Below are 13,233 nucleotides of genomic sequence, written 5' to 3'. Positions count from 1 at the left end.
TCGGGGCGATAAACTCTTGATGAGGCGATACTCCGCCGGAATAGGGCGAATCAGGCTCATTTCGGGGCGATCATTCATTGCTTTAGGGCGATTCATTCTTTTTTCGGGGCGATAAACTCTTGATGAGGCGATACTCCGCCGGAATAGGGCGAATCAGGCTCATTTCGGGGCGATCATTCACTGTTTTAGGGCGATTCATTCTTTTTTCAGGGCGATAAACTCTTGATGAGGCGATACTCCGCCAGAATAGGGCGAATCAAGCTCATTTCGGGGCGATCATTCATTGCTTTAGGGCGATTCATTCTTCCTTCGGGGGCGATACTGACCGGCGGCCTGACTGTATGGAACGGATTTCAGTCCATTATCGACCGTGGCCGGCCGTTTAGCAGTTTATCGGTTGTCGCGGGAATTTTTCGGCCGTCGCACCAGGTTTATCGATCGGCACAAAGAGTTTATCGACCGTGGCGGCGCTTAATCGGTCTTCAGCAGGTACACCCGGTTTATCAACCGCGACAGGAGTTTATCGGACTGTTGCATAGGTTTATGGATTGCGGAAACGCTCCCCGTCTTTCAAAAAATTGAGCCGTTTTCGGGAGGGGCCGATCATCACTTGACGGCACAGCAGGATAATGAGTTAGAGGGATACTCGTATTCAAAAATAATAGACAGAGGGATTACCATATGTATCGTATTACTGCCGTTATAGGGCGAAATTGAGATGAAATCGAAAGGCTCATATTAAGACCATTGATAAAATGAGCAACAAGTCAAACACACCCGGTCATTATTACGATTGATCAAGACGTCGGTGATAATTTTGGCAATTTTACAACAAAAAGCAGGAAATCATGGCACATGCCCAGAAAGCCTTAACTTAACCGGAGATATACTGCCCCGCCACATTCTATTTCCGCACATAAAAATAGTCGTTCTGTCCGCGGAATTTCCGATTGGAACGGGATGATCCTGGATGCGGACAGAGAAGCCCTGCGGCTCCTGATGGGAATGGGTGAAATCGCGGAGGACGGCTATAGCTCCCGGCGCGGATAGTAAAACGTGATGGGCAGTCAGTTCCTGATGCGGACAGAGAAGCTGCAAAGAGCGGCCTGCGATTCTCGATGCGGACGGTGGAACCGCGGAAGACGAAGACTTGTAACTTCTGATGTAGACGCTGGGATCGCGGGGACGGCTTGTAGATCTCTCTTAAATGACTCCGGGATTTCTGTCGGCACAGGGCCGGATGCGGACGATAGGGGGTGCGGCTCCGAACGATTAAAGGCCTGGGTCCTAACGACAGTCTGTTTCATTCCTAATCATTGTCATAGGCGGGCTTTCCTGAGTTCAATAACAGCCGGTTATATACTTTCGAATCTGTTTTTTTCTTCTTCAATGACGATATACATCAGCTCTTCTTTGTATTGCCCCTTCCCCTGTGTGTAAAAGAGCTGATACTTATTTTCGTTTACCTTCATCATGCCGGAATATGTGGAGCCGTAGATATTGGAAAATTTGCGGGCCGCAAGCAAGATATCCTTAGCAATAATCACACAGAAATATACGCGGGACTGATGCCGGTTTGTTCGGCCGGCCGGCCGGAGATAAAATATGTACTTTTTCATCGGTACAAACAGCCCCTTTTATCGACTTTCCCTGAATCCCATTCATTTTTACTAGTCAATTTCTTTTGTTTCATCTCAGTATTTTATATAATAGAGATTAACCAAATCTGTACATTTTATGATACATTTTCCTGTAAAGATTTTATGATTACGGTATTTGCATCTTATCATGGCTCCCATTACATCATCGTTTCAAAAACCGCTGAAATAAATGTTGCCTGTTTATCGCCGGTACGCCGCCACAAGACGGACTTTGCCGGCTTCTACTGAGAAAGGGAATTCAGATAAAGAGGATGAGCGAAATGGCGATATTACCTATAAACGGCTACCATCTGCACTACTCGGCTCATATTTCCGATCGGAATCAGCCGACATTGCTGTTTATTCACGGACTGACAATGGATGCCTCGGAGTGGAGCCCTTTGGTGGACAGGCTTGGATCTGATGTCAATTACATTGTTTATGATTCGTGCGGCCACCGCCGGACCGGGACAAGCAACATGCCGCTCTCTCTTGAACTTCTCGTCTCCGAATCACTGGCCGTGATCGAAGCGGCCGGAGCCAAAACAGTCCATATTGTCGGCAGCGGATTGGGCGGCAATATCGGGTTTGAACTGGCCGGGCGCCATCGCGAACGGGTTGCTTCACTGACGTTGATGTCCGCCGTCTTTTATCTGCCGGAGCATGATTACAGCCGGATGCTCGCTCTCATGAAACAGCTGATCGACATCGATCGCGATCTGCTGATGCAAAAGTTGATATTGGACAGTTTTTACGTATGGACCGCGGAGAAGTCAGCGCGATTCGAAACGGCCTTCCGCCAGATTCCGGCTGAAGTAATTAAAGAATCCGTTACGCTGCTTCAGACAGCCTATTCCTCCGAACGGTTTCACTTCGTTGAGGAACTTGGCCGACTGACCGTGCCGACGCTTGTTATGCACGGAGCATGCGATCCGATTTTTCCTCCGCAGCTGAGTGCGGTTTATTCAGCATGCATCCCAAACAGCCGCTGGTACACAGTCCCGGAAGCATCACGTATTCTGCCCGTCGATCAGCCGGAACTGACTGTTTCATATTTAAGAAAATTTATTTTGGGCGAAAAACGTCCGGCGCACGTGTCGCCGATTCATGAGGAAATGGTCGGCGGTTTTCGTAACGTCGTGCGAAACGGACTCATCAGCCGGAGAAAGCACGATCATCGTCTCACGATGAATGTTATGCATGACATCGAAGTCCTTTGGAACGGCCGGCTGGTCGCGGGAAAATGGAACCAGCGCGGCGCTAAGGAACTGCTTCTGTTCCTGATTCTGCGGAACGGACCTGTCAGGCGCATGGAACTGATCGAGACTTTTCTGCCTGATCTGCCGATCGTCCAGGCAAGAAACAACCTGCGAGTCTGGATCAGCCATTTGAATAAGATTTTTAATGGCAGCCCCGATCCTTCTGTGCACGATATTCTGATCATTAATGAAGACGCGATTGGCGTCAATGCAGAATTGGAAAGCGATCTCGGCATTTACCTGGAACGGCTCGATAAGCTGGTGGCAGAGAAAAAAGCGTTGAATGAACAGGCGGTCGCATTCATCCGTCTTTTGAGCGATTATGATCCGGCCAATTTTTCTTCTTTTCGCAGTGACTGGATTTTCTCGCTGACCGATAAAATTGAGACAAAACTTGCGGACGCTATGGCAAGGCTTCTTCCTGAGCTTAAGAAGCACGGCATGATTGCGGCGATGCGTGAAATCCTTCAGGCGGGCAAGCCGATCGAACCTTATGACGGTTACTGCGACGATAAGCTGGCCGAATTGCAAAGTATGCCCCAGTGATTTGATCGTATTTTCCCAATAACTGAAAACAGGCGGATCACGTTTTTTTATTTGAATATTCGAAAGAGTGGCGGGACGAGGATAGTCTACAACTGGCCATAAGGCTCGGGAAAGACTCTGAATGTGGAGCAAGCAGTTCCGGACTCTATCCTTTGACAGACTGTCCCGGATAATATTGATGGTGAAATGAGAGCGGAAGGCGGTCATATTCTTGTCAATTCTTAAGCTTACAGATTACGCTCTGCATTATAATTTTATCCGGGGCGACAAGGATGCGCCGAATCTGGTTTTTATTCACGATCTTTGTCTCGATGCAGGAATGTGGGAAAAGCTTCTTGCAAAACTGGACCGGAGTTTCAACATTCTGACCTATGACTTTTACGGACACGGCCGAACGACGGAAAGCGATGCGCCGTTGTCGTTCAAATTGTTGTCGGACGAATTTCTGGCACTGATCCGCCAGCTGAAATTGAACCGGATCCATCTGATCGGCTGTCGATTCGGAGCCGTTCTCGCTTTCGAATGGGCACTGCAAACACCTGAAATCATTGAATCGCTCGTCCTGATCTCCTTCCCCTTTTACGTTCAAAAAGGCGGTTATAATCATGAGGGAGCAACAACGATTCAACTGCTGAAACTTGACCGCAATCTGTTTGAAAAAAAATATTTAATGGAAGGTCTTCATCCGGTCACCATTTCCAAATCCCGGACGGTTTTACAAGCAATCCGCCGAGTATCAACAGGCAATGTCGCAGAACCGATTGAGGAACTGATCAGTATCAATAACAGGCAGAATTTTGACTTAATCGGAAAACTGAAACGCATGCAAAAACCGGTTCTGTTTCTGCACGGAGAATATGATCCGAGTTTTCCCGCGCCGCTTGCCATGATTTTCAGCAATTATGTCTTCAACGGCCGATTCATGGTGATTCCGGATGCCTCTTGTCTGATTCCGTTTGATCAACCGAAAGCGGCCGCACACCTATTAAATCATTTTATTAAAAGCCGTAGAACTCCGCCTCTTTTGACTCCCGAAAGCCGCAGAATGATGCGCACGTTCAATGAAATCATTGAAAAGGCTTACCAGCCTCAGCCGGTCCGACGCCGTTTTCTGCGAATGACAATTCTCGGCGAAAACACGCACGTTTACTGGAACAGCCGGGAAATCCACGGCAAATGGAACCAACGTAATGCACGCGAGCTTCTTCTGTTCCTGATTCTGAATCGGGGTGCCGTGAAACGGGACACGCTGCTGGACGCCTTCACACCGGAAATGGTTCTCGATCAGGCGCGGAACCGGCTGCGCGTCCAGTTGAATCACTTAAATCAATTATTCCGCAACCAACCCGATTCCTCGATTCACGACTTAATCATCGTCAGCCGCGATTCGGTTGCGCTGAACGCCGACGTGCAGAGTGATGTCGGTGTCTATCTTCACAATATCGAAAGCCTGCTCTGGGCAAACGGATCTCTTTCCTCCCGCAGCGAGTCTTTTCTGCGCTTTCTTGCCGATTACCGTCCGGAAGTACAAAAGTCTTTCCGAAGCGAGTGGATGCGGCAACTTTTCGAAACGATCCGAAGCAAATTGTCCCAGATCATGGCTCAATTGTTGATTTCATTAAAAGATGCTGGAGATTTTTCCACTATACACCGCATTTTAAAAGCCGGACGGAAAGTAGAACCCTATAAAGGTTTTTGCGATGAATGGTCCGACGCCCTCAGGCACAGGAAATGACCGCTGCGCCCGAACACATTCTCACTCTAATGAATCATTCAAAATGATGAAAGCCGTTTTAAAATGCTCCGGACATAAACCTGATACCGTTCAACAAGCCGATAAGCCGCAGCCATCTTCTCATTTTCCGCATTTTCAAGCATTTTGAGACAAAGAAAGTGTTCCTCCGGCCGGATTTACGGGGCTATTGGCCATTTCCGGACTCCGGCCGGATTTACGGTTCTACCGGCCAAATTCACGCCCTTTCCAGCCAGATTCCGGGTTCTACCAGCCGAATTCGCGCCCCTTCCGGCCAGATTCACACCCCTTCCGGCCAGATTCAGGGTTCTTCCGGCCGAATTTGGGCTCCTTCCGGCTAATTCACGCATTTGAGCAGACGAGCGAAAGTCTCTGTGCGGCAGCAAAGCATTCATTAAACAGCCTGAACACAGGGCAAGATACAATAATAGATCCAATGCCAAGTATGCGGGTAAGATCAAACCTTACGAAGAATTCTGCGGAGGTTTATTCAAACAGAAAAATTGCAGAAAAAAATCAAAAAATGATTTACTGAATTTACAGCGAAACAGACGGCAACGGCTACGTCGACCGGATAACCCGTTTAACAGGAAAGCGTTCGGCTGATCGTCCTGAAGACGATCAGCCGACATTAAAAAACAATTTTAGTCAGCCCCGCCGACGGTTACGTTCCCGGATCCAAGGTCGGTCTTGTACCTGAGTTCCGAAATTATTTGAAGACAGGCACCATACTTCATCATTTCCCGGGAAAACTCGACGAAAACAAGCAGAAATTTCAATCCAGATCAGGGCTTTCTCGGAAAATTTTCATAAAGATCGGAGAAGCCCGGCGCATTCCGGACCGAAATATGCTCATTTTTTGACGAAACAAAATGGGCCCGCAACCTGTAATTGCCTGATTGCGAGCTCAGCGTCCAAAGCTATGTAAAAAAACGCTTCAGCCTGCCGTTCTGCCCGATAGCTGAAGTATCCCTATCAATCGTGCTGCAATTATTTCCTATGTGAGACCGAACCGTCGCTATTATTCCGCTTTCTTAAAAGCAAACATCATTTCCGCTTCGCAGGCTATTTCACCGTCGACCGTAGCCGTTCCCTTAGCTTTGGCAAAACCTCCGCGGAAACGCAAAATTTCCGATTCAAGCCGAAGCTGATCGCCAGGCCGTACCTGACGCTTGAAGCGGCATTTATCGATGCCGGCATACAGTGTCAGCATCCCCTGCTCCTCACCTTGATGAAGAACGGCGATGCCGCTGACCTGCGCAAGTGCCTCAACAATCAGGACACCCGGCATGATCGGATAATCAGGAAAATGGCCGGTAAAAAACGGTTCGTTAACAGATACATTTTTGATACCGATCGCTTTCTTGCCGTCCTCGACCTCGAGAATGCGGTCGACGAGCAGGAAGGGATAGCGGTGCGGCAGAATTTTTTTGATTTCATCTATTGTCAGCATAAAATTTGCGCTGCCGTCCATCAGAATGAAAATCATTCAGCGGCAAGCGGACATTTCGCTCCTTTTCGCTATTTTGTTCTTAAAAAATCCAGGATGTGCTGCCACGTTCCCGGAAGAAAGACAGCCCACGGATTGCCGTGGCCAAGCGCACCATAGCCGAACATGGCACCGACCACAAGAGCAACGGCGGCAAAGAGCAACAACCCAATCAGCCTCTGCCAGATCGGGAAGCGGCGTTTATGATAGTTAAAAAACGGATTGTAAAGAGGTTTTGCCGCTTCCGTTTCTTTTTCTGACAGCCGCGCCGCTTTTTCATCTTCCTGTGCGGCGGTACGGACGGCCCGCCGCGCCTGAGGTGCAGCAGATGCCTTCCGATTCGTACGGTCGTTGCTATTGTTTGCGCTCATGTTCTTTCCTCGCTCATCATTGCAGCAGACTGTTCACAAGTCCGTCCATCTGGTCGCTCATCGTGATCGAACGAGCGGTCAGCTGGTAATTATGCTGCAGATTAATCAAATCGACCATTTCTTTTGTCAAATCTACGTTTGAATTTTCCAGTTTTCCCTGGACAACCGAACCGCTATTCGCCGCAACGGGCACAACGACCTGATTCAGTCCGACGCCAAGGTTAGCGAGATTAGGCAGCGTATACAATCCGTCACCCTGGCTCTGCAGCAGCTGGGGGCGATTCACCGTGACCAGCCCGAGCCGGCCGGCGGCAATTCTTTGTCCGCCCGGCATGACGGCCGTAATCTGGCCGGCACTGTTAATCTGCAGGTCGCTCGAACCGGCCGGAAGAAGGATCGGCTGCCCGTTCGGATCAAGGACGGGCTGGCCGTTTTTCGTCAGAAGGCGGAGAACGTTCGGATTCTGCGGATCCGGCAAGGCATTGAATGAACCGTCACGTGTATAAGCCGGGGTCAGCTGGCCGTTTGCGCCGGTCAGGCCGATCTGGAAAAACTGATGATCGTTTGTCAGCGCCAGGTCAAGCGGATTGCCGGTCTGCTGCAGCGAGCCGAGCGACAGATCCAATTGCGTATCGCCGACCCTGCTGCCGGAACCCATGCGGATGCCTGCCGGAGTCAGACGGCTGGCCATGTCGACCGAATCCGTATTTGTATTGCTAAAACTGTTGATCTGTTGAAAAAGCAAGTCATCGAACTGAGCATCCCGGCTCTTATAGCCTGCTGTCCCGACGTTGGCAAGATTGTCCGCTACCGTCGCCAGCTGTTGCTGAATCTGTCCCAACGTAACACCCGATGCCATGAGCTGCTGATCCATGAGCCTTTCCTCCCGGCTTAGTTTAATTAAAACTTTCTTTTTTACTAATCGATCGTTGGCCGGCGGCAGGCCGGTCAATTGACCTTGCCGACATTATTGACCGCTTCATTGAGCGAACTGTCGAGGATGGTTAAAACTTTCTGATTTGCTTCAAACGAACGGTAGGCTTCCATCATATCGGTCATCGTGCTGTCTGCCGACACGTTGGACCCTTCAAGAAAACCCTGTTTCACCTGATAATCGATGCCCGGGTTGCCGGCAGCCGAAGGAAGAGCTCCGCCTCCGTTGAGCCGGAACAGACTGCCGCCCTCTTTGACAAGATTGTTCGTGTTGGCGGCATAACTGACACCAAGACGGGCGGCAGCGGCTCCGTTCACCATGATCGTGCCGTCCGAAGCAACCTGAAACTGATCGGACGGAAGCTGGATCGGACGGCCGGCGCTGTCCAGGACAAGGTCGCCGGCACTGTCCGCAAGCTGTCCGGCCGGATTAAGTGTGAAGTGGCCGTCCCGGGTATACCTCAAGGCTCCCGCAGGCGTCCGGACATTAAAGAGCAGCGCCCCTTCCTGAGCGCCCGTTCGCGGATTGACGGGAAGGCGTGATGTAGCAAGAGCAACATCGGTCGCTTTTCCTGTCTGCGTGACCGTTCCCTGAGAAAAATCGGGCACCGTCTCATCCGCATAGACGCCGGTCGAAATGGCTCCGACATTTTGCGGCACCGGAGCATCCCCCCCGAGATTCTGAATAAGCATTTCCGGAAATGTGCGCAACGTACTATTATCGCTCTTATAGCCGGGAGTATCCACGTTATTCAGGTTATTCGACAATATTTCTTCGCGCTGCTGCTGTGCAAGCATTCCTGCCGCCGCCGTATATAATCCTCTGATCATGATGCCACCCGCTTTCAGAAACTTTCCATCGTTATCCCGCACAGCCGCATAAACCCGCTGCTGGCTTGTTCGGGCAGCAGAAAAAGCTTCGTAATTTTGCTGCCAATCGCCGGGATTTCAGTTCGATGCCTTCACTTTATGGATTATGTAAGAAAAGCGCAGAGCAATCAGTTAGCTTTGCGCTTTGGAAGTTTATCCAGATGTTCAAGCATTTTTCCGGCACCCTCAGCGACACAGGTCATCGGATTATCGGCAACGACGACTGGCACTTTCAATTCGCTTGCAAGAAGCTGATCGATTCCGTGCAGCTGAGCGCCGCCGCCGGTCAGGATCACACCGCGGTCAATAATATCCGCAGACAGCTCGGGAGGCGTCTGTTCGAGAACATTCTTTGCCGCACGAACCAGTGAATTGACAGAATCCGACAGGGCTTCTTCAATTTCATTTGAATGGATCGCCAACGTTTTCGGGAGTCCGCTTACCATGTCGCGGCCACGGATATCCATGCTTTCATCACGTGCGTTTTTAAAGACTGTTCCGACCTGGATTTTGATCTGCTCCGCTGTCCGTTCGCCGATCAGCAGCTTGTACTTTCTCTTTATATAGTTTAAAATTTCGTGATCAAATTTGTCGCCCGCCAATTTGATTGCCTGAGAGGTCACGATGTCGCCCATCGACAGGACGGCAATGTCCGTTGTCCCTCCGCCGATATCGATTACCATGTTGCCGCTCGGCTGAAAGATATCCATACCGGCGCCCACTGCAGCTACTTTCGGTTCTTCTTCAAGATAAACCTGCTTGCCGCCGCTGCGCTCCGCCGCCTGGCGGATCGCCTTCTGCTCCACCGACGTAGTATGGGTCGGCGTGCAGATCAGGATTCTCGGCTTTCTCAGAAAACTTTTGACATTGATTTTATTTATGAAATGTGTCAGCATCATTTCAGTAATTTCAAAATCGGCAATTACGCCATCGCGAAGAGGACGAATGGCCACTATATTGCCGGGTGTCCGGCCCACCATTCGCCTTGCCTCTTCGCCGACAGCAAGCATCTGCTTTGTATCCGTATCTAAAGCAATGACCGAGGGTTCGTTCAGAACAATACCTTGGCCCTTTACATATATCAACACATTCGCCGTCCCAAGATCAATTCCGATATCTCTTGAAAACACTGCATTATCCTCCCTGTCAGAATACCTAGTCGTTATCTAGGACAATTATCATTCATTATTTCATTTTATCATAAAAAGATTCAAACAGGGAGTGAGTCTAAAAAAACACACAAATTATTTTACAGTTTGACTTTCAGTAAAAATCCCCAGGTTTCACCGGGTATCCGGCCGGCATTTTCTATGGCCTCACAGCCTGCTGTTCCGAGTCCTTCTGGTATTTCAATCTTGTCGCTTCCCCTCCCCGAAGATGGCGGATCGACTTGTGATAATCGAGCACGTTCTTCACTGCGTTTGCAAGTTCCGGGTTGATGTTCGGCAGACGTTCTGTCAAATCCTTATGAACGGTGCTTTTCGAAACCCCAAATTCCTTTGCAATCACCCGTACCGTCTTTTTTGTCTCCACGATATGCTTTCCAATCTTGATCGTACGCTCTTTGATGTAATCGTGCACACCACTCGCCTCCTATTTTCTGAAGATGCGAAATGAGACATTTTTTGGAGGGAAACGGAAACCAAACGCTTTCTGCTCGTTCCAAGCCCGCCGCGCTCACCTCGAAACCCCGTTTGTGAGTTTGTAACATCTTATTAAACGAGTTCCGGTTATATGCCAAAAAGTCAATGGGGACAAGGGATTACGGGAATGAGACAGATAAAAGAAGAACTTTTCCGGCCATGGCGGAGCAGAAAAGTTTCATGATTATTCATGACGGCGTCGGACCGGAGGAGCATTGGCCATTGCCGGAGGAGGTCCCGGATTTTTTCAAAACAGGACCGGGGTGCAGTACCTCTCCGTCCCGGTTCACGGGATATTCATTCGTGAAGACATTTTTGTCAAAAATGACATGCAGCGGAAGCAGTTTCGTCGTTTACTCGGATGCGGCCGTATCTCGCCGACAGGCCTCCGGACTTGAACGGCACATACGCCATCCGGCTGATAACCCCCGGGCTCCCGCGGCGCTCCCGATTCATCCGCCAGCTCCTCCGATTTGAACGGCAGACAATCGAATTCAGCGAACAATCCCTGGCTCCCGCGGCACTCCGATTCATCCGCCAGCTCCCCCGATCTGAACGGCAGACAATCGAATTCAGCGAATAATCCCTGGCTCGCGCGGCGCTCCGATTCGGCTGACGACCCCCGGACTCGAACTCCGCACTCCCCCGGTTCTCCGGATCGCCGTGATTTATATCATACCGGACGGGCGATTGGATACGTCGCGGGGATACGAATTAGAAGATAGTAAGCGGCGGCTGTTTAGCGACACCCGCAAGGCCGGATCGCAACCTCTCTTTGGCATTTTCCGCGGAATTCTCCTCTACTTTTTCGCCGATTCAAATCGACACTTTATTTATATTGACAGCGGGGGATTTTTCCGAATGACTGATCGGTCGGCGGAACTTTAGCACGGTCAGTAAAGATTAATCGACATAAATCGACAATAAATTCGGATTTGACAGAGTCCTTTTCTTTTACCTCCGGAAAGTCTTATCCCTCCCGGAAAAGCCGTCCGTCGTACCGATGCTGCACGGTCAGAGCCGTTCAACGGCCGGAGTCCGATATGATCGGCGCTGTTTCGTTATGCGAAAAATGTCGAATTTCTTTTTTGACTCCTTTTTTCACCGGCGCTACAATGTACCCATTATTAACTGAATAATCTTATTAAAAGCAGCGGAGAGACGGCCCGCCGAAGCCCGGCAACCAGCATGAAAATGCACGGTGCCATTCCGTCAGATATCTGGAAGATAAGGACAATTTGTTGCAAAAGTTTTTTATCTTCAGTCGATTTTTCCGGAATAGGCAAGCGGCTTTTACATGGCCTTTTTAGAGGAAAACCTTCATCCATTTTTACTCGCAGCCATCGAAAAAAGAGCTCTGACATCGTTGTTCAGCCGGGGAGGTGATAAATTTTCGGACAGGATGGATCTCTGTCAGTCAGGACGAACAGCGGCGTCCTTACAGCACTGCGGGGCTGGTTGACAGCCAGGTTAAATGGATATCCCGCCATCGATTCGGAAAATTCAGGATACAGTAATCGGTTCAAAGCTTTACCTAAAGCCGTTCTTCAAATTGAATTTGCTTTTCTCCTGCTGCACAGGTGTAAATGATTCGTTTTTTCGGCCAGATAACCAAGTTTTCATATAAGAATAAAAGGAGTGTCGGCATCATGGGGCTTAGAAAACACAGGGGGCATCTGATCACACTTTTCATTGCAGTATCGCTCGTTTTATCGGCATGCGGTTCCGCCTCCGCTTCCGCAACGTCGTCATCATCTTCCAAAAAGAACATTAAATTGCTGAATGTGTCTTACGATCCGACACGAGAATTATATAAACAGTACAATCAGCTATTTTCTTCCTACTGGAAAAAGAAAACCGGCCAGACCGTAACCATCCAGCAGTCCCACGGCGGATCCGGCGCCCAGGCCAGAGCCGTTATTGACGGACTGAACGCCGATGTCGTGACTTTGGCATTGTCCGGCGATGTCAACTCCATTGCCGCGGCAACAAATAAAATCTCGCCCAATTGGCAAAGCAGGCTTCCGGACCATTCGGCGCCTTATACTTCAACCATTGTTTTTCTTGTGCGCAAAGGCAATCCAAAGCATATCACAGACTGGAACGACCTCACAAAGAAAGGCATCGGCATCATCACGCCTAATCCGAAAACGTCAGGCGGCGCGCGATGGAACTTTCTGGCGGCCTGGGCCTACGCCGACAAAAAATACAACGGCGATCAGACAAAGGATAAACAATTTCTAAAATCCATTTTCAGCAATGTCAAAGTACTTGATTCCGGTGCACGCGGCGCAACGACGACATTTACGACGCGCGGTGTCGGCGATGTGCTCATTGCCTGGGAAAATGAAGCTCTGCTGAGCCTTAATGAACCCGGCGGAAAAGATAAGTACCAGATTGTCTATCCTTCCGTCAGCATTCTGACCGAACCGACCGTTTCCGTTGTCGATAAAAATGCCCAGAAAAACGGAACGACAGCGGCTGCAACGGCCTATTTAAAATATCTCTATACAAAACCGGCACAGGAGGTTATTGCCAAAAATTATTACCGTCCGCGCAATCAGAGCGTACTGGCCGACTATCGAAAGCTTTATCCGAACATTCCGCTTGTGAAAATCGACGATCCGCTATTCGGGGGATGGAAAAAGGCGCAAAAGAAGTTTTTTGATGACGGAGGCATCTTTGATCAGATCTACAGCGGAAAAAGCTAAACATATTTGAAATTCAAC

Annotated in this window: 10 protein-coding genes and 1 riboswitch; of the genes, 3 read left to right on the top strand and 7 right to left on the bottom strand. The window is 49.6% G+C overall.

Annotated elements, in window-relative coordinates:
• Positions 1 to 1,355: 1,355 nt before the first annotated feature.
• Complete coding sequence (locus Q6A92_RS11765) at positions 1,356 to 1,619, bottom strand: hypothetical protein (RefSeq protein ID WP_274398799.1); 264 nt, start codon at positions 1,617 to 1,619, stop codon at positions 1,356 to 1,358.
• 302 nt (positions 1,620 to 1,921) lie between these two features.
• Between Q6A92_RS11765 and Q6A92_RS11760 the strand changes: the two genes are divergently transcribed.
• Positions 1,922 to 3,445, top strand: coding sequence for an alpha/beta hydrolase (locus Q6A92_RS11760; RefSeq protein WP_274398800.1), 1,524 nt, complete (start codon positions 1,922 to 1,924; stop codon positions 3,443 to 3,445).
• Positions 3,446 to 3,656: 211 nt separating this feature from the next.
• Positions 3,657 to 5,180 carry an alpha/beta fold hydrolase gene (locus Q6A92_RS11755; protein WP_332238260.1) on the top strand — a complete coding sequence of 508 codons (1,524 nt, stop codon included), beginning with the start codon at positions 3,657 to 3,659 and terminating at the stop codon, positions 5,178 to 5,180.
• Positions 5,181 to 6,219: 1,039 nt separating this feature from the next.
• Here the strand turns inward: Q6A92_RS11755 and fabZ are convergent.
• From fabZ to spoIIID, 6 genes are all read right to left on the bottom strand, one after another.
• The gene (gene fabZ, locus Q6A92_RS11750; RefSeq protein ID WP_274398802.1) at positions 6,220 to 6,651 is read right to left on the bottom strand and encodes a 3-hydroxyacyl-ACP dehydratase FabZ; all 432 of its coding nucleotides are present in this window, start codon (positions 6,649 to 6,651) and stop codon (positions 6,220 to 6,222) included.
• Between the two features lie 68 nt (positions 6,652 to 6,719).
• Positions 6,720 to 7,058 (bottom strand): DNA-directed RNA polymerase subunit beta, encoded by a 339-nt coding sequence (locus Q6A92_RS11745; protein WP_332238259.1) that lies wholly within the window; start codon positions 7,056 to 7,058, stop codon positions 6,720 to 6,722.
• A gap of 16 nt (positions 7,059 to 7,074) precedes the next feature.
• Positions 7,075 to 7,932 (bottom strand): flagellar hook-basal body protein, encoded by an 858-nt coding sequence (locus Q6A92_RS11740; RefSeq protein ID WP_274398805.1) that lies wholly within the window; start codon positions 7,930 to 7,932, stop codon positions 7,075 to 7,077.
• Positions 7,933 to 8,006: 74 nt separating this feature from the next.
• Positions 8,007 to 8,822, bottom strand: coding sequence for a flagellar hook-basal body protein (locus Q6A92_RS11735; protein ID WP_274398806.1), 816 nt, complete (start codon positions 8,820 to 8,822; stop codon positions 8,007 to 8,009).
• Positions 8,823 to 8,989: 167 nt separating this feature from the next.
• Complete coding sequence (locus Q6A92_RS11730; protein WP_274398808.1) at positions 8,990 to 9,991, bottom strand: rod shape-determining protein; 1,002 nt, start codon at positions 9,989 to 9,991, stop codon at positions 8,990 to 8,992.
• A gap of 178 nt (positions 9,992 to 10,169) precedes the next feature.
• A complete protein-coding gene (spoIIID, locus tag Q6A92_RS11725; RefSeq protein WP_274398809.1) occupies positions 10,170 to 10,442 on the bottom strand; it encodes a sporulation transcriptional regulator SpoIIID in 273 nt (90 codons plus the stop codon).
• A gap of 1,200 nt (positions 10,443 to 11,642) precedes the next feature.
• Positions 11,643 to 11,738: riboswitch (SAM riboswitch) on the top strand.
• Between the two features lie 415 nt (positions 11,739 to 12,153).
• Here spoIIID and Q6A92_RS11720 point away from each other — a divergent pair.
• Positions 12,154 to 13,215, top strand: coding sequence for a sulfate ABC transporter substrate-binding protein (locus Q6A92_RS11720; protein ID WP_332238258.1), 1,062 nt, complete (start codon positions 12,154 to 12,156; stop codon positions 13,213 to 13,215).
• Positions 13,216 to 13,233 lie beyond the last annotated feature (18 nt).

The sequence above is a fragment of the Sporolactobacillus sp. KGMB 08714 genome, from assembly GCF_036598985.1.
Taxonomy (GTDB): domain Bacteria; phylum Bacillota; class Bacilli; order Bacillales; family Sporolactobacillaceae; genus Sporolactobacillus.
Note: the sequence above shows the minus strand (reverse complement) of the source record. Positions and strands in the feature narration are given on the sequence as shown.